Below are 23992 nucleotides of genomic sequence, written 5' to 3'. Positions count from 1 at the left end.
GCAGATGCATGGGGCTCTGAACGGAATCAGGATGCGAGCAAGGGCGAGGCCAGTCGGTCAGATGCCTCTCGCCCGGCCTCTCCAACCGATTATGGCCAGGAAACACTGATCTCAGTGCGGCCAAGCGATACAGCGCGTGCGCACTCAACCGTCGCTACCATGAACCATTCGCAATCGCTTGTATGAGAGTAAAATCAGGTACTCGCCAAGCTTGTCGGAATCAACATCGCAAGAAACGCGAGGATACACTCCCCACCACCAGGAGTTGATGTCTGCACTCTTCAGCGGTGCTGATCGACCAGGATCGGGTTGCCGTCAGGATCCATGATCATGAAGCTTGCCGGCCCGGTGCTCGTCTCATCTGCCTCCGCCTTGAACGCGACGCCCTTGGTCTTGAGCTGCTTCTGCAACTCGCGGACGTCGGTGAACTCTTCGAGCGGCTCTGCCTTCTCGCGCCAGCCAGGATTGAAAGTAAGCATGTTCTTTTCGAACATGCCTTCAAACAGGCCGATCACGCAGCCGCCATTGTGCAGAATCAGCCATCCCTGCGCGGCATCCCCACCGAAGGCCTGGAAACCGAGATTCTCGTAAAACGCTCTCGATGCCGCCAGGTTCTTGACGGCGAGGCTGAGGGAGAATGCACCAAGCTCCATTGCATCGTTCCTTCCTGAGATCTGCAATCGGGATCGTCTCGGTCAAAGTGTAGACGCATGACATACGAATCGGCAAACCGATTGATGGGACCGGACTGGCAGCGAGGGCATGAGGTCTGCGGTTTAGCCCGGCTGGCTCTCGAGCCATGACCGGATCAGCCCCGCCACCAGATCCGGCTTCTGGTGGCAGATCCAGTGATCGGCGTCGCCCACATGCTCGACCGTCAGATCTGGCGCGTACTCCTCGAGCCCTTCGATGCATTGCGGCAGCAGCGCGGTGTCATTGTCACCCCAGATCAGGAGATGCGGGCAGCGCACCTGCAGCCTGTCCTTGCGCAAAGCCGGAACATCGCTCAGTGCCTCGCCCGGAAGCGCGACCTTGAGCGGCGAAGCCCGGTACCAGTTGATCATCGCCTTCAGGCGCCCGGGGCGCGACCATTCCGCCTTGTAGAGTTCCAGCCTCTCCCCGCTCAGCCAGCTCAGGTCCATCTTCGCGGAAAACAGTTTCATTAGGCTTTCGAAGTCATTCGCGGACAGCTTGTCTTCAGAGCCTTCGGCGCGCAGGAAGCGAATGTACTGGGAGGCGCTGGTCTGAGCCCCGCCGGCAGCCAGTTCGCGCTGGAATGGCGCCGGGTGGACACCGTTGATGATGATCAGCCGCGATACCAGCTCCGGGCGGAACATCGCCAGCCCGTAAGCCGTCGCAGCACCCCAGTCGTGGCCGACCACCGTGACCTTCTGGTCCAGCGTATCGATCAGCGCAGCCATGTCTCCGACCAGTTCGCGCATCTCGTAGGCGGACACTTCCTGCGGAGCCCAGCTCTGGCCAAAGCCGCGCTGGTCGGGGGCAATGCAACGATAACTGTCGGCAAGCCGGGACGCGACCTCGCCCCATGCTCCGCTGTATTCGGGAAAACCGTGCAGGAACAGCAAGACCGGAGCCTCTTCCCTGCCCCACTCGAGATAGTGGAAAGGCTGGCCGTTCAAGTCGACAAAACGATGGCTGGCGTCCTGCATCACATCTCCTGACCTATTGCTCCGGTCGGACGGAGGTTACCGGCATACCGACGTTCTTTAAAGCCGGCCTGGCCTCAACGCCCAGGAAACCGGACTATTGGCTCAGTGTCCGCCGCACTGCATCGCGCCAGCCTTTCAGCTTGGCGTTGCGGGTCTTGTCGTCCATCTCCGGCTTGAACTGGCGGTCACGCGCCCAGGCCTTGGCAAAGGCCTTCTGCTTGGGCCAGACCCCGGCCCGCTGGCCTGCAAGCCATGCGGCACCCAGCGCCGTCGTCTCCAGGATTGTCGGCCGGTCAACCGGCGCATCCAGAATGTCGGCGAGCCGTTGCATGGTCCAGTCGGATGCGACCATGCCGCCGTCGACACGCAGCACCGTCGTCGCGCCCGAGCTTTTCCAGTCCTTGCGCATCGCATCGAGCAGATCGCGGGTCTGGTAGCAGACCGCCTCCAGCGCCGCCCGGGCAAACTCGGCCGGGCCCGTGTTTCGGGTCATGCCGTAGATCGCACCACGGGCCTCGGCATCCCAGTGCGGCGCGCCGAGCCCCGTGAATGCCGGCACAAGATAAACATCCTGGGTCGGATCAGCCTCCGCCGCGAGATCACCGCTGTGCTCGGCCTTCTTGATCACCTTGATGCCGTCGCGCAGCCACTGGACTGCTGCGCCCGCGATGAAGATGGAGCCTTCCAGTGCATAGGTCACCTTGCCGTCGAGCCGGTAAGCCACCGTGGTCAGGAGACGGTTCTTCGAGCGAACCATGTCCTCGCCGGTGTTGAGCAACGCGAAGCATCCGGTTCCATAGGTGGACTTCAGCATGCCGGGCTCGAAACAGGCCTGGCCGATGGTCGCTGCCTGCTGATCGCCGGCTACGCCGAGGATCGGGATTTCCGCGCCGAAGAGCGACTTGTCGGTGACACCGAAATCCGCGGCACAGTCTTTCACTTCCGGCAGCATGTCAGCAGGAATCCGAAGGATCTTGAGAAGCTCGGCATCCCATTCCTGGGTTTCGATGTTGAACATCAGGGTCCGCGATGCATTGGTGGCGTCGGTGACGAAGGACTTGCCGCCGGTCAGCCGCCAGATCAGGAAGGTGTCGATGGTGCCGAAGCACAACTCGCCGCGCGCCGCGCGGGTCCGTGTCCCCTTCACGTTGGCCAGCATCCACGACAGCTTGGTTCCGGAGAAATAGGGATCGAGCAGCAGCCCGGTCTTGCGGGTAAACGTCTTCTCGAGACCCTGCCGCTTGAGCTTGTCGCAATAGGATGCGGTCCGGCGGTCCTGCCAGACGATTGCGTTGTGGATCGGCTTGCCGGTTTCGCGTTCCCACACCACCACCGTCTCGCGCTGGTTAGTGATGCCGATCGCGGAAATGTCCGCGGCCTCGACACCGGCATTCTTCAGCGCCTGCCTGACCGACCAGACGACCGTTTTCCAGATCTCCTCCGGGTCATGCTCGACCCAGCCCGATTGCGGATAGAATTGCGTGAATTCCTTCTGACCGGTGCCGGCGATCCGCATGTCCGCGTCAAAGACGATGGCGCGGCTCGATGTGGTGCCCTGATCAATTGCGAGAATGTATCCGCTCATGTTGTCCTCCCATGCTGGTCTCATATGAGCCGGATTCGAGCCGGGGGAAAACCCCGCCCGGACCGGCTTCAAAACTATGCAGCCTGCTTTTCTTCCATATAGGCATCAAGTGCTGCCACCTGGTCCCTGTCGAGGCGGAGCCCGCGCTTGGTGCGCCGCCAGATCACGTCGGCGGCCTCCACCGCCCATTCATGAGCTATCAGGTAGTCAACCTCCAGCGCATAGAGGCCGTAACCGAAATGCTGCCCGAGATCCTCGCGACGCTTGGCGTCGCCAAGCATGGCCCACGCTCTTGTACCGTATTGCCGGACATAGCGCCTTGCCTGTGCGGGATCGAGCAGCGGATAGTCCTGTTGCAGCCGCGAAACCTCCCGGTCGAAGCCATCCGCAGCGAAGTCTCCGCCCGGCAAAGCGGCCCGATGGGTCCAGCGCCCCGATTTCGTGCCGAGCCGCTCCTCGATCAGTTCCAGCATCGATTCCGACAATTTGCGATAGGTCGTGATCTTGCCGCCGAAGATGTTGATCAGCGGCGCGCCTTCTGCCGGATCGGGCTTGAGCACATAGTCGCGGGTGGCTTCCTGTGCCGCCGATGCGCCATCATCATAGAGCGGGCGCACGCCCGAGTAGGTCCAGACGATGGAGGATCGCTTCACTGGCGTGGCGAAATACTCGCTCGCCGCCGCGCACAGATATTCGATCTCCGCATCCGTGATGGCGACGTCTTTCGGATCGCCCGTATAGTCCTGGTCAGTGGTACCGATCAGGGTGAAATCCTCTTCGTAAGGCAGCGCGAAGATGATCCGTCCGTCGCCATTCTGGAAGATGTAGGCGCGGTCATGGTCGTGCAGCTTCGGCACCACGATATGGCTGCCCTGCACCAGCCGCACATTATGCGCGTCGTTGCGGCCGACGACGCCCGACAGGATCCGGTCGACCCATGGACCGCCGGCGTTGACAATCAGCCGCGCCCTGACGGTTTCCTGCGCACCGGTTGCCCGGTCGGCAATCGTGACTTCCCACACGCCATCCTTGCGCTCCGCCGAAATCACCTCGGTCCGGGTTCGGATCACGGCGCCCCGATCCGCCGCGTCGCGCGCATTGAGCACCACCAGCCGCGCGTCGTTGACCCAGCAGTCGGAATACTCGAAGCCCTTCGAGAACAACGGCTTCAGCGGCTTGCCAATTATCGAAGTCTTGAGGTCCACCGTTTTCGTGCCCGGCAGCAGCTTGCGGGTTCCGATATGGTCGTAGAGAAACAGGCCCAGCCGGAGCAGCCACGCAGGCCGCATGTCGGTGTGATGCGGCAACACGAACCTGAGCGGCCAGATGATGTGCGGCGCACTGGCAAGCAGCACTTCGCGTTCGCTCAAGGCTTCACGCACAAGCCGGAATTCATAATATTCGAGATAGCGGAAACCACCGTGGATCAGCTTCGACGACCAGGACGAGGTACCCGAGGCCAAATCATTCATTTCGGCGAGAAACACGGAATACCCCCGGCCGATCGCATCCCGGGCGATGCCGCATCCATTGATGCCGCCGCCGATGACGAAAACGTCGTAGAGCCTGTCGTCCGTCATTGGGGTCCCCTGTCCCGCGCCTCCTGCTCAAATTTTCTAATTCGAAACAATTGCGAATGTCAAAAGAAAACAAACGAAAGCGCTTCAATCCAGAGCGCCCCAAATTAGTGGAGTTTCAGAGCAGGGTTTCCGCAATCAGCAGCCAGAGACCGGTCGAAACCGCGGCCAGGGCGGTTCCGATCGTCATGGAGGTCGAGGCCAGCCGCTGTCCGGTCCCCAACCGGCTGGCGATCAGCCACGAGTTGACCCCCGCAGGCAGCGAGGCAGCCGCGACCGCGACCTTTGCCTGCAGCTCCGGCAGACCCAGCAGCAGGGCCATGCCAAGCGCCACCGCCGGCATCAGCAACAGCTTCAGCGACACCAGCGCCAAAGCCTGCCGAACCTGTCCGCGTATCCCGTAGCCCCAGAGCGAAACACCCATTGCAAACAGCGCAAGCGGTCCGGCAACACCGGCAAGGGTCGCGATCACGCGATCGGCGATCGCTGGAATTTCCAGTCCGGAAAGCCGCGCCACAAGGCCCGCGACGATCCCGATGATCAGCGGATTGGAAATGAGCTGGCGAAAAAAGCCGGTCACCAGCGTGACCACCGATTTCGATGCCGCGCCTGCGCCATCGCGCTTGAGCGCCCACTCGAACAGTATGATCGAGGCCGCCATCATCACCGGCAGGTGGATCGACACGATCTGCGACAGGATCGCCAGCCCGGCTTCACCGTAAACACCCGACATGAACGGAATGCCGAGCAGCACCAGATTGGAAAACCCCGCCGTCACCCCTGCCACCACGCCCGAGCGCGCATCGCGGCCGAAGCCCGACCGGATGGCCACATGCGCCGAACTCCAGGTCACGAAAATCGCAGTGAAATAGGTCACCCACAGCGCCCACGGCGCTCCGTGATCGAATGTCGCCGTGGCGATGGTGCGAAACAAGAGCAGCGGCACCGCGATGGTGAACACGAAATCAGACAACCCGTCACCCGTCTCGGGCTTCAGCACCCGAAACGCCGCCGCACCGTAGCCAATGGCAATCAGCGTAAAGACAACGAGGATGGTTTCGGCAAAGGGAGGCATTGCGGGGGGACTCAGAAGCGTGGCGGGAGTTCCGTCATAGACCGTGTGAACCATTGACGCAAAACACCGTCCGGCGAACCCCAAAGGTCAAATGCTCTCGAATAAGCCGGGCCGGGTTGGGACCCGACTTGAAGCACCGCCACATTGCCGCTAGGGCTTTCCCACCACTGACACAGGACAGATCCCGCCATGCCCGCCTTCTCCCGTTTCACCGCTCTCGCCCAATCGCTGCCGCCCACCGTGCCGTTTGTCGGGCCGGAAACCCAGGAGCGGGCGCGTGGCGCAGAGTTCAAGGCCAGGCTTGGCGCCAATGAAAACGGGTTCGGCCCGGCGCCGTCGGTGATCGAGGCGATCGCCCGCCAGGCCGAGCTCAGCTGGCGATACGCCGATCCGGAGAATCACGATCTGCGCATCGCACTCGGTGCCCATCTTGACCTTTCGCCCGAGCGGGTGGTGGTCGGCGAAGGCATCGACGGACTGCTGGGCCTGATTGTTCGCCTGATCGTCGAACCCGGAACTGCGGTTGTCACCTCGCTTGGTGCATACCCGACTTTTAATTTCCACGTCGCGGGCTTTGGCGGCCGGCTGGTAACGGTGCCCTACAGGGATGACCGGCGAGGATCTCGACGCGCTGCTTGACGCCGTGCGCCGCGAAAACGCGGCCCTGGTCTATCTCTCCAACCCCGACAACCCGATGGGGACCTGGCATTCCGCCGAGGCCGTGACAGAATTTGCCAAAGCTCTTCCCGAAACCACGATGCTGGTGCTCGACGAAGCCTATGGCGAAACAGCGCCGGCTTCAGCACTCCCGGCCATCGCCGCTCTGGCCGACCTGCCCAACGTGCTGCGCTTCCGCACTTTCTCGAAAGCCTACGGTCTGGCCGGTCAGCGTGTCGGCTACGTCTTCGGTGTGGAAGAGACGGTGTCGATGTTCCACCGCGTAAGGAACCATTTCGGCGTCAACAGACTGGGCCAGGCGGCCGCCCTTGCCGCGCTGAAGGACCAAAACTGGCTCGCTCACGTCATTGCCCAGGTCGAGACATCGCGTGACCGGATTGCGGCCATAGCAAGCCGCCAGGGTTTTGCGCCGATCGCTTCGGCCACGAATTTTGTTACCATAGACTGCGGTCGGGATTCGGGCTACGCCAAGGCAATCCTCGACGGCCTTGTCAGCCGCGGCATCTTCATCCGCATGCCCGGTGTCACACCGCTCAACCGCTGCATCCGCATATCCACCGGACCTGCAGCCGAGATCGACCTGTTCGAGGCTGAATTGAAGAACATTGTCGCGGATCTGGGCTGAACTGACCGCTGCGGTCAAAACAATAGGCCGCGACCGACCCTTTCCGGTCAATCGCGGCCTATCTGAAAGCCTCTCCGGTTTGTCCGAAGTGAAGGCCCCCGCCTCGTTCCCCTCGAGGTAAAGTCATTTCGCAGGCTGCTTTGTGCCGCCCGGCAAGGTGCCCTGCCCTGCAAAGGCCGTTCCGGCGCGATGCCGGGAACAAAGCCCCAATCAATGCATGGTCATCCATTCGCGAGCAGCACGCAGCGCCGCTGCCAGTTCGGCCTTGCTCATGCTTTCGGCGAGCTCGGCGCGCAGCGTGGCAGCCCGGTCCGAACCCTTGATGGCGGCAATGTTGAGCCACTTGTGCGCAGCAACGAAGTCGACTTCGCATTCGCGTCCGGTCGCATACATCAGACCCATTTCACAAAAGACGTCGGCCTTGGCTTCGCCGCCGATGATTGCCTGATCCTGATCGTGAATTTCGTAACGTGCCATTTTTCCAGTCCCCGTATTCGGTTTCGTTTCGTTGTCCCTGTCAGCTCTCAAGAGCCAGCATTTGATGCCTTTGTCCGGTTTGGCCCGGCGCTGTGTTGTTGGATTGAAGTGTGCCGCTATCGATTAAAAAGCGAGTTAAATTGCATGCTTAACTGGAAACGAACAAAGTCCGAAGGCTTGGTAAACTTGGGATTCTGTTAAACATCAAAGCCGTTGCGTTCCGGCCAGACTGAGCGGATTCGGTGTTTTCGGAACAGGCGGAAAAGTTACGGACGGCTAACCAAACATGCATCGCATTTTCTGAAAACGCGGCGGGACCAGGGATGAGGCAGGCAGAATTGCCATCCCGGAGAGATCATCGAGAACCGTTCTTCGCCCCTCAGAAATCCCAGTTTATCTTTACCTAAATCCGAGTTAAGTAAGAAATGCGCTTGAGGAAGCGCTTTATATTCCTGGGAGGAACACCATGATCCGCAAACTGATTGTAGCAGGCGCGCTTTTTGCAGCCCTGTCCGCTCCTGCACTGGCAGACCCTATCGAAGGCAACTGGAAGACTGAGAGTGGCGAGACCGCTGCGATTTCGTCCTGCGGCGGCGCTTATTGCGTGACGCTGAAAACCGGCAAGCATGCCGGCAAGAGAATCGGAAAGATGTCAGGCAGCAATGGAAACTACAGCGGTACCATGACGGATCCCGCCGATGACAAGACGTACAAGGGCGATGCAAAGATTACCGGTAACAAGATCAGGCTCCGCGGCTGCGTTCTTGTATGCACTCCGCTGACCAGCAAATCGCAAACGTGGGCCAAACTCTGATCCAGGTCTCCGTTGATCCTTTGGAACAAGGGCCCGCGCCGGCATTTCGGCGCGGGTCTTTGTTATTGACCGCGGCTATCGCGCCTTCTGACCGAAAAGCACTTTCTGCGCATCCTTGTCGTCAGCCAGGTTGCGGCGGTACTCGATCCCGATGCTGCAACCCTTCTCCACTGCCGGCCGTGCCATCAACGTTTCGAACCAGCGTTTCAGATTGGGGAAATCATCCAGGTCCTGCCCCTGGTTCCTGTAAGGCCTGACCCAGCCGATCGCCGCCATGTCGGCGATCGAATAGTCACCAGCAAGATAATCGCGGTCGGCAAGCCTCCGGTCCATCACGCCATAAAGCCGGTTGACCTCGTTGGTGTAGCGTTCGATCGCGTAGGGAACCTGCTCAGGCGCATATTGACGGAAATGATGCGCCTGTCCGGCCATCGGCCCCAGTCCGCCCATCTGCCAGAACAGCCATTGATCGACTTCCACACGGGCTCGTTCCTCCGACGGATAGAACCGTCCGAACTTGCGGCCGAGATATTGCAGGATCGCGCCTGATTCAAAAACCGGTATCGGCTCACCGTCCGGCCCCTCCGGATCGATAATCGCCGGCATCCGGTTGTTCGGCGCAATCGCCAGGAAAGACGGCTCGAACTGCTCACCCTTGCCGATATTGACGTATCTGACCTCGTAGGGAACGCCGAGTTCCTCCAGCATGATGGTAATTTTCCATCCGTTCGGCGTCGGCCAGTAATACAGTTCGATTGCTTTGGTCTGCGGGGTCATCGCCATTCCTTTGGTTGCGCGAGGCAGGATGTGGAATGGAGCGCCGTTTGGCAATCCCCGAACAGGAGGATGCTTCATGCGCTGCCTATGCGAGAGTTTTCAGGAGTTGAGTGTCAGGGACTGACCGCGATCCTCGGATCGACAACGTCGTTGCGCATGACGAACCGGTTTCGTCCCGCGCGCTTGGCCTGGTAGAGCGCCTCGTCCGCCTGTGACAGCATCTCGTGTTGCGAGACCGGCCCTGATAGCGGGTTGAGCGCCACACCGACACTGACGGTCACCACCTCGACCCCGTCGCTGCGTCCCGGATGGGGAATACCAAGAGCCTCGATGGCCCGGACCACAGCATTTGCGAGATGGCGGGCATGAACCTCTTCGGTCTCCCGGATCGCTAGAATGAATTCCTCGCCGCCAAAGCGCGCACAGAACGCATCCGGTTCAGAGAACGCGCTTCGGAAAGCATCCGCGATCAGCTTGAGGCATTCATCCCCCGCCGGATGACCGAGCGTGTCATTGAACAGCTTGAAATGATCGATATCGATCATCATCACTGCCGCCGCCGACCCGTCACCGGTGAACCATTCACCAAGCCGCTCATCGAGAAAGCGACGGTTGGGCAAGCCTGTCAACGCGTCGGTTTTCGACATTTCCTGGAACTGCTTTTCCGATGTTTCAGCCATCTCGGCCCGCATCATTGCTTCGAGCGATGTGCGGTAGTCCCGGCAGCGCCGACGCTCGACCACGTAGTTCGAGTAGGTGGTCAGCAAGCAGACGCTCGTGAACTGAAAACACAGTGCAATCTTCAGTTCGAGAGCAACTCCCTGCTTCATCAGCACCGCGGAAGCGGCCCAAAGGAGCACTAGAGACGAGTAGACAAGGGCATGCCGGAACCTCAGCGCCATCACCATGTTGGCAAACACGATGCACAGGATCACTTCCGTATTCATGTGGGTGCTGTGTGGTGCATCCGAATAATACATCATGAAAATTGGCAAGGCGGTCGCGGTAAGTATTGCTCCCGTGGCCAAGAGTTCCCTCGGTCCGGCGGAAACCCTGGCCATCATATGGGCCACGGCAAGCGAACAGGGAACGATCACAAACAGGGTCGCCAGCACGATGATCCAGTAGTGGTCCGGCAGCAGCAGATAGGTCGAGATATCGTGCAGAACATAGAGCAGGACACCGAAGATGATGGTGTGGCGCAAATGCGCCGCCCGCCAGCGCCCATGCTCCGCTTCATACCGGGCTTCGGTGCTGCGATCGAACCGCAGCAGGCGGTCCAGCACTGGCCGCTGAATCGAGCCATCTGTGGGGTTGTCCGTAGGCCTTCTCATGTTTCAAGCCCTTTGATTAGCAGGGCCGAATATGATGACTGTAGTTTTATTTTCTAATAATCTGGCAACAAAGCGCCCGGGCTTTTCTCAGATAGCATGACCAATCCGTAAACATTTCCGCCGCCTTTCAGTTCAGCGCATAACCGCGAGCCCGCTGCAACACTGGATTCGAAACGGCAATGCTCACCCTGCCCTCCCCGCCGATCTGCCTTTCCGGTTAATCACCTTGAACGCCAGATGAACGCCTGTCTCAGGCAGCGTTCAGCAGGGCTGTGCGAATGTCCTCCCACAAGAAGGGAACAAGACGCATGAGCACCATCGCACGCCGCTTCATCATCATCTGCCTGGTCTTTCTGATCTTTGCACTGCTGATGGCTGCAGCCGTCGCCAACAGCGACCGCCGCCGGAACGGTTGGCACAACGGCGCGATCGATGCCTGCGTTTTTCATCCCGCCCTGACCTGCACCGCTTCGCGCTGACGCCGACTTCAAAGGACCGATTTCATGAGAGCTCGTATTCATCACTCGATCACCACCCTGCTGCGCATCACTGCTCTGGTCAGCTTTTTGGTTGGTCCCGTCGGCGCTTTCGCCTACGCCCAGACCGGCGACAAGGGGCCGGGACTGTCAGGCGCCGGATACGTCCTTTATGTCACCCTGCAACGCAACAGCAACTGACCCGGACGAGGCGACCCAAGCCAAAAGCAATTGGCATCGGATATCCATCCGCGGGCTGAAAGTCCTTTCGGCTCCGGTCGTCTTTTCCTTGTAATCATTTCTCGTATATAACGATGCATGAACCAACGAATCTCTTCTCACATCGCCAACGGCTTCATCTCACCGGACCCGGTCGAACCGCAGGAATTTTCCGACGCGGCGAGCGCGGTTGCCGCGCTTGAAGCCATATATGATCGCAACACACGTTTTTTGTGCGAGGCCTTTCAGGGCCTTGCAACGGAGAAGCCGGCAGGCCGCTATCGCGCCTTCTATCCCCAGATCAGCCTGGAGACGACCTCCTTCGGCATGATCGATTCCCGGCTGTCTTACGGCCACGTGGTCTCACCGGGGCGCTATGCCGCGACTATCACAAGGCCCTCGCTGTTCCGCGCCTACCTGACAACGCAGTTCGAACTGCTTTTGCGCAATCACGGCACGCCGCTGACGGTTTCCGAATCGGAAACCCCGATCCCGCTGCATTTCGCCTTTGGCGAAGGCGCTTATGTCGAAGCGGCCGTCGCCGAAAAGCTCGACATGCCGTTGCGCGACCTGTTCGACACCCCCGATCTTGCCACCACTGATGATGAGATCGTCAACGGACTTTACGAGCCGGCGCCCGGCGAGTCCCAGCCGCTCGCCCCGTTCAAGGCGCAGCGCATCGACTATTCGCTGGCGCGCCTGTCGCACTACACCGCAACCGCACCGGATCATTTCCAGAATTTCGTGCTGTTTACCAACTACCAGTTCTACATCGACGAATTCTGCGCCCACGCCCGCACCCTGATGTCCGAAGGCAATAGCGACTACGAGTTCTTCGTCGAGCCCGGCAATCTGATCACACCGACAGACCACGGCAGCCCGACCGAAGGTATTGCCCCCGCTCGCCTGCCGCAGATGCCTGCCTATCATCTGAAGCGCAAGGATCACGGCGGCATCACCATGGTCAATATCGGCGTCGGACCGTCCAATGCCAAGACCATTACCGACCATATCGCGGTGCTGCGTCCTCACGCATGGCTGATGCTCGGCCATTGCGCCGGCCTGCGCAACAGCCAGAACCTGGGCGACTATGTTCTGGCTCATGCCTATGTCCGCGAGGACCACGTGCTTGACGACGACTTGCCGGCCTGGGTGCCGATCCCGGCGCTGGCCGAGGTCCAGGTGGCGGTTCAGGACGCGGTCGCCGAAGTCACCGGGCTCGATGGTTACGATCTCAAGCGGATCATGCGCACCGGCACGGTGGCCACCATCGACAACCGCAACTGGGAACTCCGCGACCAGCGCGGCCCGGTGCAGCGGCTGTCGCAATCGCGCGCCATTGCACTCGACATGGAATCCGCCACCATCGCGGCCAACGGCTTCCGCTTCCGCGTCCCCTACGGCACGCTGCTCTGCGTCTCCGACAAGCCTCTGCATGGCGAACTCAAGCTGCCCGGCATGGCTTCGGCGTTTTACAAGACCCAGGTCAATCAGCACCTGCAGATCGGACTGCTGGCCATGCAGAAACTCGCCGCCATGCCTCCAGAACGGCTGCATTCACGCAAGCTGAGAAGTTTTTTCGAGACGGCATTCCAGTAGGGATATCCTGCTTCGGCCCGTGGCGACGCAAGCCAATGGACCGAAGCACCGGGATTCTCCACAAGACGCATGACAGACCGGGAAACATGACGGACAAGGCAGAGCTTCACACGCCCTATGACGGCTCGGCACCACCCTTCGCCATCGGGCTCTCGCGGCTTGATCCGGCAACCTGGATCCATGTTGACGACCACCATTCCGGCTACATCGCCGAAAAGCTCCGCCTGACCAATGATCGTTTCGAGGATGTCTTCGTGGCCGAACCGGGCACTGAAGATGCCCAGCGGGAGGTCTATGACCTCATTCACACCCATCTCGGCGAGCGCTTAGAACCGGACGCACACGCCTCACCGGACCTCGCGTTTTCAGCACCGGATGGTGCACCGCTTCCGCTCCTGCACCAGGCCGCTCTTCGGGTGCAGGAAGATCTGGTGCTGATGCGCAAGGGCGAAGCCGGATGGCGGCTTGCCGCAGCTTCGGTGTGCTTTCCCTCATCGTGGAATCTGCGCGAGAAATTCCGCCGCCCGATGCATGAAATTCATGCGCCGGTCCCTGGTTTTGCGGAAGGCACCCGCAATGCCGGACTGATCGAACGCATGTTTGACAACCTGCGCGTCGACATGCCTGTGGTGCGCTGGAACTGGTCGGTTTACGGCGATCCGGAGCTGTTTCATCCGAACACGCACGCAACCGGGGAAGGACGCTTCGGCCCGGGTCCGGTCGCCAGGAATGTCTATCTGCGGCTCGAACGCCAGACCCTGCACAAACTGCCCGTAAGCGATGACATCCTGTTCACGATCCGGATCTACATCGATCCGCTGTCAGCTCTTGAAGCCGATCCCGAAGGCCCAAGACTGGCCTCGGCCATCGCCGCCCAGGTCAAGGCTCTCAGCCCCGCCCAACGGACCTACAAGGGCCTTGCCACCGAGCAGGAGAAGCTGCTTGTGCGGCTGGCCAAGATAAGTGAAAACCAGACCGGCTGAGCACCACCGGGAACGCCTCAAACGGAAAACGGCCGCGCGAACACGGCCGTTTTCACAAGCGGTCGAGGCCGCTGATTCTCAGTCCTGCAATTACATGTTCGTGTAGACAGGCCCCTCGCCGCCCTGCGGCGGCACCCAGTTGATGTTCTGGTTCGGATCCTTGATGTCGCAGGTCTTGCAGTGCACGCAGTTCTGGGCGTTGATCACGAAGGTCGGCGAACCATCGGTTTCCACCCATTCGTAGACGCCTGCAGGGCAATAGCGGTTGGAAGGCCCGGCATAGACCTCGAGTTCGGAGGTTTTCTGCAGGGCCGGGTCCTTGAGCTGCAGGTGCACCGGCTGGTCTTCCTCGTGATTGGTGTTGGACAGGAACACCGACGACAGCTTGTCAAAGGTCAGCACGCCATCGGGCTTAGGGTACTCGATCTTCTTGTGCTTGGCGGCCGGCTCGAGCGCCGCGTAGTCCGCCTTGCCGTGCGCCATCGTGCCAAATGGCGAAACGCCGAAGAGGGTGTTGAGCCACATGTCGAGACCGCCAAGCGCCACGCCGCCGATGGTGCCGAGTTTCGACCACAACGGCTTGACGTTGCGCACCTTCTTGAGATCCTTGCCGATCTCGGATGCCCGCCAGGCCGCATCGTAGCCGTCAAGCGTGTCCTGCGCGCGGCCCGCAGCGATGGCTTCGGCGGCATGTTCAGCCGCCATCATTCCCGAAAGCACCGCATTGTGCGATCCCTTGATGCGGGCGACGTTGACGAAACCGGCCGAGCAGCCGATCAGCGCGCCGCCCGGGAAGACCAGCTTCGGCACCGACTGCCAGCCACCTTCGGAAATCGCCCGGGCGCCGTAGCCGATGCGCTTGGCGCCCTCGAACACCGGCGCGATGGCCGCGTGCGTCTTGAAGCGCTGGAATTCCTCGAACGGCGACAACCAGGGGTTCTTGTAGTTGAGATGGACGACGAAGCCGACGGCCACCTGGTTGTCCTCGAGATGATACAGGAAGGAGCCGCCGCCGGTCTTCATGTCGAGCGGCCAGCCGAACGAATGCTGCACCAGGCCCGGCTTGTGATGCTCCGGCTTGACCTGCCACAGCTCCTTCAGGCCGATGCCGTATTTCTGCGGCTCGCGCCCCTCGTCGAGCTTGAAGCGGGAGATCAGCTGTTTGGCAAGCGACCCGCGGACGCCCTCGCCGATCAGCACGTATTTGCCCAGAAGCGCCATGCCGCGGGCATAGTTGGGGCCAGGCTCGCCATTGCGCTCGACACCCATGTCGCCGGTGGCCACGCCGATCACGGCCCCGTTGTCATCGGTCAGCACTTCGGTGGCGGCAAATCCCGGATAAATCTCAACACCCAGCGCCTCGGCACGCTCGCCGAGCCACTTGGTCACGTTGGACAGCGACACGATGTAGTTGCCGTGATTGTTCATCAGCGGCGGCATCATGAAATTGGGCAGCCTGATCGAGCCGGCCGGCCCGAGCACCAGGAAGTGATCCGCCTTCACCGGTGTCTTGAACGGATGATCCGGATCGTCGCGCCAATCGGGAATGAGCTTGTCGATGCCGATCGGGTCGACCACGGCGCCCGAGAGAATGTGCGCACCGACTTCGCCGCCCTTCTCCAGAACGACCACCGTCAGTTCGGGATCGAGCTGCTTGAGCCGTATGGCGGCTGACAGACCTGCGGGGCCTGCTCCCACGATCACAACATCGAATTCCATGCTTTCGCGTTCGGGAAGCTCATTCACATCAGTCATCGGACGTCCTCGCCTCTGTGATCCGGCGACGCCCTGTCGGGACAAACGCACCAAATCAATTCAACACCGGTCCGAGTGCGCGACCGGAGCATTGCTGCCCACCCTCCTCGCCCACAGGCCGTTTCATCCTGTTTGGCAAATGACACGCGCGAAGTCGAGCCGGGATGCGACAGGATTTGCATTGTTCCCTAGCAAATTCTGACGTTCACGTAAACGTCAACAATTGAGAACGCCGATGTCCCCAGCGGCTTTCCGTTGGGCGCGGCTACCGGCGTACAATCGCAACGGCGAAGGACACCGGGGCCAATCCCTCACCGGCGAAACAGATGGAAACACACGATGAAGCGAATGAGCCTTGTCAGGCTGTCTTGGCGAAAATCGGCTGCATGTTGAGAACAAGCACCGCGCCGGCGATCGTTTTGTCAGATGCCGTAAACGGGGTCATCCGGCACTGGATGTCGAAAAGCCGGCCGTGCGCGTCGGCTGCCTCGTAATTGTAGGAAATTCGCGCGCCCCCGAAACACTGGTCCATTCGGGGCTTGGCCCTGCTCTGGAAACGTTTGTGGTCGATCATGTCGAGCAGGTGCCTGCCGATGAAGTCCGACGGGCGCTTGTTATGGAACTCGGCATTGCGCTGATTGCAGTAGATGTAGCGGTAATCAAGATCAAAAACAGCAACCCGCTCAGGGATTGAATCAAGCACAAGTTCATGCAGAGAGGGGTCGTACCCATCGATCAGCGCGGGTTGTTTGATCTTTGGTGAAAGCGAGTTGTGAGCGCCACCAGGTTCAAGATAGCGAACAAACAGGTTCGACATCATCGTGGTATAGCGCCTTACACTGCTGTCATCCTCGCAGTTTTTCATCGCAAGCCGATTGAAGAATGCGATCTGCGCCACCACCTCGCTGTGGTCCCTGGCTTCGAACTCAAAGATCCGGCAAGTAAGTGGCTGCAACTGGGCATCGATGCGATTGATCTCTGCCTCATCGCCACGCCCCACGGCAACGAGCAATTCGTTGCCAAGCTGGTCGAAATTCTGGATCAGAGCAGACAGCATCGAGCCCTCTATTATGCTTCCGGCCTTTTTTAGAATTATCTGTATAGTGGCAATTTTGCTGCTTCTGCAAGTCAGCTTTTACACGCATTCATACGCAACCGGTTCACTAAAAGCCCAAAATCGCCGAGCGCAGATGGCCGGTGCTGCGCAATACAGTTTGCATAAAGTCGGTATTTTCGGAAGAAGCCCCCCAAAATACTGAAATTAATGAGAAAAAATATCACTTAAGGGTGATCATGTAACCTGCGCTCTCTGGTATCCGCAGCCTCGACCGGCAGACAGGATGAACATTGCCTCAAAAACCGAATTCTCAAGAGCGGCCAGAATATCAGGCCCAGACAGTCATTTGGCAATGACAGTCACCTTACAGAATCAATATCGCAATGGACATCAACTGACTGATCGAAACTACATCGGCAGAGCCGAACAGAAAATCTCAAAAGGCTCTAGGCGGAAGCTCTTTCAACCAGCCGCGCAAGGTCCGGCACTTCCACCATACGGTTGTTGCGGATCACGATCACGCCTTCCTTGCGGAGCTTTGTCATCTGGCGGCTCACCGTTTCGATCGTCAGCCCCAGGAAATCGGCAATATCGGAGCGGGTCAGCGGCAATTCGAAGCTCAGTGGCCCCGATTCCCATTCCGGGTTGATGTGGGTGGCGATGAGGGAAAGGAAGCTCGCGACTTTCTCTGACGCGGTCTTGCGGCCCAGTGTCAGCATCCAGTCCCGCGCCTCGTCAAGTTCCTTGAGCGTTTGTTCAAGCAGCTTGTGCTCCAGTTCCGGAGTGTCCTTGATCATCCGGTCGATCATGGCCTTGGGGAAACTGCAGATATTCACTTCCGTCGCGGCATCGGCGGTAATTCCGCTGTCGGAACGAAACGGGCGCCCCAGAAAATCAGGTGCAAATTGCAAACCGACAATCTGCTGGCGGCCGTCGGCCATCATCTTGGTCAGCTTCACCACCCCGGAAATGATGTTGGCATAGCTGTCTGTTCGCTGGGTCTCGCCGATCAGTTCAACGCCGGAATTCACGCGTTTGCGGGTGGATTGCTTGTTCAGGGAAACGAGTTGGTCTGTTGACAGCGCGCCGCAAACGCCCTGGTGGCGAGCCTCACAGGCCCGGCAAAGCAACGGAATGTCGGAATTGTGGATGTCTTTGCGCTTTGCGTCCATCAAGTCCTCACTGGCGCACGGGATGACCACCCGCTTGCCTCCGAAAGGCGCCGTCCGTGCCGTGCCGGCGCATGAAGTTGTGCTCAAAGAACAGCGCAGTTTGATCAAAGTCAAGGCGGGATGGCGCATGTCAGGCAAAGTACGGCTTGCTAGGAAAGAGGCAGCAAATGCAAAAAGATTTCGTCCGCAAGCACGGTGGTCCGGCTCCCCGCTACACCAGCTACCCCACCGCCCCGCATTTTCACGCTGGCATCGACGGCGAAACTTATGCGCGCTGGCTGCGCGGCTTGAAGTCGGGCCAGACGCTGTCCTTGTACATCCACATTCCGTGGTGCGATCGGCTTTGCTGGTTCTGCGGCTGCAACACAAAGCAGACCCTGCGTTACGACCCGCTGAAGACCTACCTGTCCGCGCTCGAAAACGAGATGGAAACGATCTCAGGTCTGGTCGATCCCAAATGCCGGGTCACCGCACTGCACCTTGGTGGCGGTTCGCCGACCATGCTGCGGCCCGAGGATATGGTGGCCTTGAACCAGATGCTGCGCAGCAGGTTCAGCTTCGATGCCAATGCGGAAATCAGCGTCGAGATGGACCCCAACGATCTGACAGCCGAGAAATACGACGCGCTCGCCGAGATCGGCATGACCCGCGCATCCATCGGGGTTCAGGATTTCGATGAGAAGGTTCAGAAGGCGATCAATCGCGAGCAGACCTTCGAGCAGACCCGGGATGTTGTCGAGCAGGTGCGCGCACGCGGCGTCAGGTCCGTCAACTGTGATGTGCTTTACGGCCTGCCGCATCAAACCCGCCAATCCGTCGATCAAACCATCAAGCAGGTGCTTTCGCTTGCGCCGGACCGGATCGCGCTTTTCGGGTACGCCCATGTTCCCTGGATGAAGACACACCAGAAAATGATCGATGAAGCAGCGCTTCCGGACCTCACCGAAAGATTCGCCCAGATGAACCGCGCCGCCTCGACGCTGACCTCTTCCGGTTACACCGCCATCGGCATCGATCATTTCGCCCTGCCCGGCGACAGCCTGGCGATTGCTGCGGCATCAGGCAGCATGCGCAGAAACTTCCAGGGCTACACCAGCGACACCGCCGACGCGCTGATCGGCATGGGCGCTTCCTCGATCGGTCAATTGCCGCAAGGCTATGTCCAGAACCAGCCTTCCACCGGCGAGTACCAGCGGCAGGTCAATCTGGGTCAGCTTCCGGTGGTGCGCGGCTTCGAGCTATCGGAAGAAGACCGCATCCGGGCGCGCATCATCGAGTTGCTGATGTGCGATTTCGCCTTCTCCTTCGCAACCATACGCCATGAGTTCGGCGGCGCTGCGGAAAGCATCCTGGATGAGGCGGAATACCTGGCGACGTCAGACACAGATGGCATGGTCGAGTTTTCCGGCGGCCTGTTCCAGATCACGCCAAAGGGACAACCCTTTGTCCGCTCGGTAGCATCGGCCTTCGACGGATATTTCGGCACCGGTGTCGCGCGTCATTCACTTGCGGTGTAAGCACAGCGAACCCATTTGATCGACGGAACCGGCCGCTTCGGAAAATGCCGGGCAAAGAAGCCATTGGCTTTTGCGCCGGATTTTTCTATAGCTTCCGCCAAACTGTGATCCAATGAGGAAATGAGCGTGACCGCAACATTCGACAAGGTCGCTGACATCATCGCCGAGACAAGCGAGATTGACCGCGAATCCATCACCCCCGAGAGCCACACCATCGACGATCTGGGAATCGACAGTCTCGATTTTCTCGACATCGTATTTGCTGTCGACAAGGAATTCGGCATCAAGATTCCGCTCGAGCAGTGGACTCAGGAAGTCAATGACGGCAAGGCTTCGACGGAAGAATACTTTGTGCTTGGCAACCTCTGCACCAAGATCGACGAGCTGAGGGCCGCCAAGGGCTGAAGCCCGGCACGGCGAGGCGTCTCATGCAGCTTGAATACTTCCAGATGATTGACCGGATCGAGGCGCTTGACCTTGATGCCGCAACGCTGGTCGCAAGCTCCACGGTTCCCGATGCCAGTCCCGTTTTCGACGGTCACTTTCCCGGCATGCCGCTTGTCCCCGGGGTCTTGCTGATTGAGACCATGGCCCAGGCCAGCGGCTTCATGATCCTGGCTAAGACCGGATTCGCGGCAATGCCGTTCCTGATGGCGGTCGACGGTGCCAAGATGCGTGATTTCGTCAAGCCGGGCACGCCGTTGGAGATTTCGGCAACACTTGAGCACGAAGGCTCGGGCTATGCCGTCACCAAGGCGCGCATCACAAGCGCCGGCAAGAAGGTCGCAGACAGCCAGCTCAAGTTCAGGACAGTCGCGTTCGATCAGGTTCCGCTTGCTGATATTGTTCGCAAGAGAGCCGAAGAAGTGGGGCTTTTGACCGCCATGGCGAACGCTGCAGGAGAACCGCAATGACAGATACGCGCCACCAGGTGGTCGTTACCGGCATCGGACTTGTTACTTCGCTCGGAGTCGGGCGCCAGGCCCATCGCGAGCAGTTGATGACGGGTGGGACCCCGCAGAAGGTGACCGACAGCGAGCGGTTTGCGCCCTATACCGTCTATCCGCTTCCCGAGATCGACTGGTCCGCGCAGATTCCCCGCCGGGGCGATCAGCGCCAGATGGAAAACTGGCAGCGGCTCGGCGTTTATGCAGCCGGCCTCGCGCTTGATGATGCAGGCCTGAAGGAAGACGCCGAGGCCTGTGCCTCGATGGACATGATCGTTGCCGCTGGCGGCGGCGAGCGCGACATCGCCGTGGACAGCCTCATTGTCGAGGAAAGCCGTAAGCGCAACGACCGTGAGCAATTGCTCAACGAGAAGCTGACCACCGAGTTGCGTCCGACCCTGTTTCTGGCGCAATTGTCCAACCTGCTGGCCGGCAACATTTCCATTGTCCACAAGGTGACCGGCTCGTCCCGCACACTGATGGGCGAGGAAGGCGCCGGCATTTCGGCGATCGAGACCGGCCATGCCCGCATTGCCGCCGGACAATCGACCCACTGCCTGGTCGGAGGCGCGTTTGTTTCCGAACGGCTCGACATGCTGATGGTGATGGAAGCCGTCCAGGGCCTCGGCAAGGACCCTGAAGCGCCCTTCTGGAACAGCGACGGCACCGCCAATGGCATGAACCTGGGCACTGCCGGCGCGTTTCTCGTTCTCGAATCGCTTGAGCACGCCCAGGCCCGGGGCGCTCATGTTTATGCCCGGCTCGATGCGGTGCTGGGTGACCGCGGGTCACGCGAAGGCGAGCGCATGGAACAGCGCCTTGCCGGCCTCGCCGATGAAACCGGTGCTTCCGACGAAGGCGACACGGTGGTGTTTTCCGGCGCAAGCGGCTACCCGGATCTCAGCGCACGCGAACGAGCGTTCCTGAAGTCACGGTTTCCATCCGCACCTGTTCGCACCGTTGGCGCATTGTTCGGTCATTCCATTGAAGCCCATTTTCCAACCGCTGTGGCGCTGGCTTGCCTGGCTCTCGATGATGACGCCCCGATCAGCCCGTTTGCTGCTGGTGAGGACGCGCCCGCATCGACAGCAGCCAACGCTGCGATCGTGACCAGTGTCGGTCATTTCCGCGGTGAGGGCATCGCCCGACTGACGAGGATGTCATGAGCAAAGCAGCCTACAAGGACCATCTTGGCCGACCACTGGTCGCCGTCACCGGCATGGGGGTCGTCTCTTCCCTCGGCCAGGGCGTCACAGACAACTGGTCAGCCCTGACATCGGGAAAATCCGGCATCCACCCGATCACCCGTTTCCCGTCGGAAGGCTTGTCCACCCGCATTTGCGGCACCGTTGATTTCATCGACATCCCGGCACCCAACGCGGTCGAGCGGTCTTTTGCATTCGCCCGGGAGACCACCATCGAGGCGCTCGCACAGGCAGGTATTTCGGGCGACTTCGGTGGCCCCCTGTTTCTGGCTGCGCCACCGATCGAACCCGAGTGGAACGACCGCTTTAACCTTGGAGACAGGGTCAAGCCGGAGCAGATGACCGGAAACGCCTATGAGCAGTTCCTTGCGGTGCTGCGCGAAAAGGCAGATCCGACCTACCATGAAGCCATTCTGTTCGGTTCGATCTCCGAGCGACTGGCCGATAGCTTTGGAACCCGCGGCCTGCCCGTCACGCTGTCGACCGCCTGCGCTTCCGGCGCCACAGCGATCCAGCTTGGCGTCGAGGCAATCCGGCAGGGCCGCACCGACCGCGCCCTCAGTGTCGCCACCGACGGCTCGGTAAGCGCTGAATCCCTGATCCGGTTTTCGCTGCTGTCGGCCCTGTCGACCAACAACGACCCGCCGGAAAAAGCATCACGTCCCTTCACCAAGGATCGGGACGGCTTCGTCATCGCCGAAGGTTCCGCCACCCTGGTGCTGGAATCTCTCGAGGCCGCGATCAGCCGCGGCGCTAAGGTTCTTGGCATCATCAGCGGCTGCGGCGAGAAGGCCGACGACTTCCACCGCACGCGATCTTCGCCCAGCGGCGCGCCGGCCATCGCCACCATTCGCGCAGCCCTCGAGGATGCCGGGCTGTCGGCCGACCAGATCGGTTACATCAATGCCCACGGCACCTCCACGCCGGAAAACGACAAGATGGAATATCTTTCCTTGTCCACCGTCTTCGGCGAACGCATGCCCGAGGTTCCCGTCTCGTCCAACAAGTCGATGATCGGTCACACGCTGACCGCCGCCGGCGCGGTCGAAGCCGTCTTTTCGCTGCTGACGATCAGCACCGGCACCCTTCCGCCCACCATCAATTACGACAATCCGGACCCGTCCATACCGCTCGATGTTGTCCCCAACGTCAAGCGAGATGCCACGGTCACCAGCGTGCTTTCGAATTCGTTTGGATTTGGCGGACAGAACGCATGCCTTGTCATGTCGGCGGAACCCGCTTAAGTCATCACCCGCTCCGGCAGGACGGCCGGCTCCGGACTGATCATGCATCCTTGGACCGGTGAGCGCACAATCATGAGGCTGAGCGCGGGGTGCGCGCCATGCAGGGCAACCTGTAGAATTTCTGGTGGCTGACGCCACCGAGCCGAGAAGGACACTATCCATGCGGGCACTGCAACTGATCGAGGATCGCAAGCTTGAAACGGTCGATCTGCCGCCGCCGCCGCCGCCGGGCATCGGTGAAGTTACCGTATCGGTCAAGGCTGTCGCACTCAACCATATCGATGTCTGGGGATGGCGCGGCATGGCCTTTGCCAAGCGCAAGATGCCGTTGGTCATCGGCGCAGAGGCTTCAGGCACCATCGACGCCATCGGACAGGGTGTTGCGGGTCTGGTCCCGGGACAGCTGGTCTCGATCTACGGCGCACGCACCTGCGGTCTGTGCCGTCCCTGCCGGGAAGGCCGCGACAACCTGTGCGAACATGTCAGCGGCGTGCACGGCTTCCATCTCGACGGCTTCGCCCAGGAAAAGGTCAACCTGCCGGCCCGGCTTCTTGTTCCCGCACCGCCGGGCGTCACCCCGGTCGGCGCGGCCGTTGCTCCCGTCACCTTCGGTACGGTCGAACACATGCTGTTCGACAATGCCAGGCTGGAGCCGGGCGAGACCATCCTGATCCACGCGGGCGGCTCCGGCATCGGTTCGGCTGCAATCCAGCTTGCCAAGAAGCTCGGCTGCACGGTCATCACCACCGTCGGCTCCGACGCCAAGATCGAGCCGGCGAAAGCGCTGGGCGCCGATCACGTCATCAATTACCGCGAGGACCGGTTTGAAGGCGTTGTCCGCAAGCTCACCAAGAAGCGCGGCGTCGATGTCGTCTTCGAACATGTGGGCGCGGACACCTGGGCCGGCTCCATGCTCTCGCTCAAGCGAGGCGGCCGGCTGGTGACCTGCGGATCAACCTCCGGAGTCTCGACACAAATGAACCTGATGATGCTGTTCCAGCAGCAGCTCAAGCTGTTCGGCTCCTTCGGCTGCCGGATGGAGAACATGGCGGACGCCATGCAGAAGATGGCTGCCGGTCTGGTCCATCCGGTGATCGACACCCAAGTCGGTTTCGACGACATCGACACCGCGCTGGCGCGCATGGAAGGCCGGGACGTGTTCGGCAAGATTATCCTCAGGATGGATTGAGCCCGGCGCAAAGCGAT

At 60.4% G+C, this 23992-nt stretch carries 22 protein-coding genes and 1 pseudogene; 12 read left to right on the top strand and 11 right to left on the bottom strand.

Annotation, left to right across the window (positions count from 1 at the left end):
* Positions 1-281 precede the first annotated feature (281 nt).
* The 5 genes from SPHINGO391_RS06360 to SPHINGO391_RS06340 all read right to left on the bottom strand — a co-directional run bounded on the left by SPHINGO391_RS06360 (position 282) and on the right by SPHINGO391_RS06340 (position 5907).
* Positions 282-653, bottom strand: coding sequence for a VOC family protein (locus tag SPHINGO391_RS06360; RefSeq protein ID WP_152008038.1), 372 nt, complete (start codon positions 651-653; stop codon positions 282-284).
* A 123-nt stretch (positions 654-776) separates the two neighbouring features.
* Positions 777-1670, bottom strand: a complete 894-nt coding sequence (locus tag SPHINGO391_RS06355; RefSeq protein ID WP_152008037.1) for an alpha/beta hydrolase — start codon at positions 1668-1670, stop codon at positions 777-779.
* 94 nt (positions 1671-1764) lie between these two features.
* A complete protein-coding gene (gene glpK / locus SPHINGO391_RS06350; RefSeq protein WP_152008036.1) occupies positions 1765-3255 on the bottom strand; it encodes a glycerol kinase GlpK in 1491 nt (496 codons plus the stop codon).
* A gap of 74 nt (positions 3256-3329) precedes the next feature.
* Positions 3330-4835, bottom strand: coding sequence for a glycerol-3-phosphate dehydrogenase (gene glpD, locus SPHINGO391_RS06345; protein ID WP_152008035.1), 1506 nt, complete (start codon positions 4833-4835; stop codon positions 3330-3332).
* Positions 4836-4950: 115 nt separating this feature from the next.
* Positions 4951-5907, bottom strand: coding sequence for an AEC family transporter (locus tag SPHINGO391_RS06340; protein WP_152008034.1), 957 nt, complete (start codon positions 5905-5907; stop codon positions 4951-4953).
* A 189-nt stretch (positions 5908-6096) separates the two neighbouring features.
* Here SPHINGO391_RS06340 and SPHINGO391_RS06335 point away from each other — a divergent pair.
* Positions 6097-7210: pseudogene (locus SPHINGO391_RS06335) on the top strand (pyridoxal phosphate-dependent aminotransferase).
* A gap of 210 nt (positions 7211-7420) precedes the next feature.
* Here SPHINGO391_RS06335 and SPHINGO391_RS06330 read toward each other — a convergent pair.
* Positions 7421-7687: a sel1 repeat family protein gene (locus SPHINGO391_RS06330; protein ID WP_152008033.1), complete on the bottom strand. Its 267-nt coding sequence runs from the start codon at positions 7685-7687 to the stop codon at positions 7421-7423.
* Positions 7688-8153: 466 nt separating this feature from the next.
* Here SPHINGO391_RS06330 and SPHINGO391_RS06325 point away from each other — a divergent pair, with 466 nt between their 5' ends.
* Positions 8154-8501: a DUF2147 domain-containing protein gene (locus SPHINGO391_RS06325; RefSeq protein ID WP_152008032.1), complete on the top strand. Its 348-nt coding sequence runs from the start codon at positions 8154-8156 to the stop codon at positions 8499-8501.
* Positions 8502-8576: 75 nt separating this feature from the next.
* On the opposite strand, the gene SPHINGO391_RS06320 is transcribed toward SPHINGO391_RS06325, so the two are convergent.
* Both SPHINGO391_RS06320 and SPHINGO391_RS06315 read right to left on the bottom strand, forming a co-directional pair.
* Entirely contained in the window at positions 8577-9278 is a 702-nt protein-coding gene (locus SPHINGO391_RS06320; RefSeq protein WP_152008031.1) for a glutathione S-transferase family protein, read from the bottom strand.
* Between the two features lie 113 nt (positions 9279-9391).
* Positions 9392-10612, bottom strand: a complete 1221-nt coding sequence (locus tag SPHINGO391_RS06315; protein ID WP_152008030.1) for a diguanylate cyclase — start codon at positions 10610-10612, stop codon at positions 9392-9394.
* 308 nt (positions 10613-10920) lie between these two features.
* On the opposite strand from SPHINGO391_RS06315, the gene SPHINGO391_RS06310 reads away from it, so the two are divergent.
* From SPHINGO391_RS06310 to SPHINGO391_RS06295, 4 genes are all read left to right on the top strand, one after another.
* The gene (locus tag SPHINGO391_RS06310) at positions 10921-11091 is read left to right on the top strand and encodes a hypothetical protein (protein WP_193217209.1); all 171 of its coding nucleotides are present in this window, start codon (positions 10921-10923) and stop codon (positions 11089-11091) included.
* A 24-nt stretch (positions 11092-11115) separates the two neighbouring features.
* A complete protein-coding gene (locus SPHINGO391_RS06305) occupies positions 11116-11289 on the top strand; it encodes a hypothetical protein (protein ID WP_193217208.1) in 174 nt (57 codons plus the stop codon).
* A gap of 117 nt (positions 11290-11406) precedes the next feature.
* Positions 11407-12906 (top strand): AMP nucleosidase, encoded by a 1500-nt coding sequence (locus tag SPHINGO391_RS06300; protein ID WP_152008029.1) that lies wholly within the window; start codon positions 11407-11409, stop codon positions 12904-12906.
* Positions 12907-12992: 86 nt separating this feature from the next.
* Positions 12993-13889, top strand: coding sequence for a DUF3445 domain-containing protein (locus SPHINGO391_RS06295; RefSeq protein ID WP_152008028.1), 897 nt, complete (start codon positions 12993-12995; stop codon positions 13887-13889).
* Positions 13890-13979: 90 nt separating this feature from the next.
* Here SPHINGO391_RS06295 and SPHINGO391_RS06290 read toward each other — a convergent pair whose 3' ends face one another.
* From SPHINGO391_RS06290 to SPHINGO391_RS06280, 3 genes are all read right to left on the bottom strand, one after another.
* Positions 13980-15644 (bottom strand): electron transfer flavoprotein-ubiquinone oxidoreductase, encoded by a 1665-nt coding sequence (locus tag SPHINGO391_RS06290; protein WP_152008027.1) that lies wholly within the window; start codon positions 15642-15644, stop codon positions 13980-13982.
* Positions 15645-16002: 358 nt separating this feature from the next.
* On the bottom strand, positions 16003-16701 hold the full coding sequence (locus SPHINGO391_RS06285; RefSeq protein WP_152008026.1) for a PAS domain-containing protein: 699 nt from the start codon (positions 16699-16701) through the stop codon (positions 16003-16005).
* Between the two features lie 446 nt (positions 16702-17147).
* The gene (locus SPHINGO391_RS06280) at positions 17148-17873 is read right to left on the bottom strand and encodes a Crp/Fnr family transcriptional regulator (RefSeq protein WP_152008025.1); all 726 of its coding nucleotides are present in this window, start codon (positions 17871-17873) and stop codon (positions 17148-17150) included.
* A gap of 167 nt (positions 17874-18040) precedes the next feature.
* Here SPHINGO391_RS06280 and hemN point away from each other — a divergent pair, with 167 nt between their 5' ends.
* From hemN to SPHINGO391_RS06250, 6 genes are all read left to right on the top strand, one after another.
* The gene (hemN, locus tag SPHINGO391_RS06275) at positions 18041-19390 is read left to right on the top strand and encodes an oxygen-independent coproporphyrinogen III oxidase (RefSeq protein WP_152008024.1); all 1350 of its coding nucleotides are present in this window, start codon (positions 18041-18043) and stop codon (positions 19388-19390) included.
* A gap of 120 nt (positions 19391-19510) precedes the next feature.
* The gene (locus SPHINGO391_RS06270; protein ID WP_152008023.1) at positions 19511-19795 is read left to right on the top strand and encodes an acyl carrier protein; all 285 of its coding nucleotides are present in this window, start codon (positions 19511-19513) and stop codon (positions 19793-19795) included.
* Positions 19796-19818: 23 nt separating this feature from the next.
* Positions 19819-20304: a 3-hydroxyacyl-ACP dehydratase FabZ family protein gene (locus SPHINGO391_RS06265; protein ID WP_152008022.1), complete on the top strand. Its 486-nt coding sequence runs from the start codon at positions 19819-19821 to the stop codon at positions 20302-20304.
* A complete protein-coding gene (locus SPHINGO391_RS06260; RefSeq protein ID WP_152008021.1) occupies positions 20301-21503 on the top strand; it encodes a beta-ketoacyl-ACP synthase in 1203 nt (400 codons plus the stop codon). Before SPHINGO391_RS06265 ends, SPHINGO391_RS06260 begins: the two co-directional genes overlap by 4 nt.
* On the top strand, positions 21500-22786 hold the full coding sequence (locus tag SPHINGO391_RS06255) for a beta-ketoacyl-ACP synthase (RefSeq protein WP_152008020.1): 1287 nt from the start codon (positions 21500-21502) through the stop codon (positions 22784-22786). The genes SPHINGO391_RS06260 and SPHINGO391_RS06255 overlap by 4 nt, the downstream gene beginning before the upstream one ends.
* A gap of 160 nt (positions 22787-22946) precedes the next feature.
* The gene (locus SPHINGO391_RS06250) at positions 22947-23975 is read left to right on the top strand and encodes a zinc-binding dehydrogenase (RefSeq protein ID WP_152008019.1); all 1029 of its coding nucleotides are present in this window, start codon (positions 22947-22949) and stop codon (positions 23973-23975) included.
* Positions 23976-23992: the final 17 nt, after the last annotated feature.

This window comes from Hoeflea sp. EC-HK425 (assembly GCF_902498795.1).
Lineage (GTDB): Bacteria > Pseudomonadota > Alphaproteobacteria > Rhizobiales > Rhizobiaceae > Hoeflea > Hoeflea alexandrii.
Note: the sequence above shows the minus strand (reverse complement) of the source record. Positions and strands in the feature narration are given on the sequence as shown.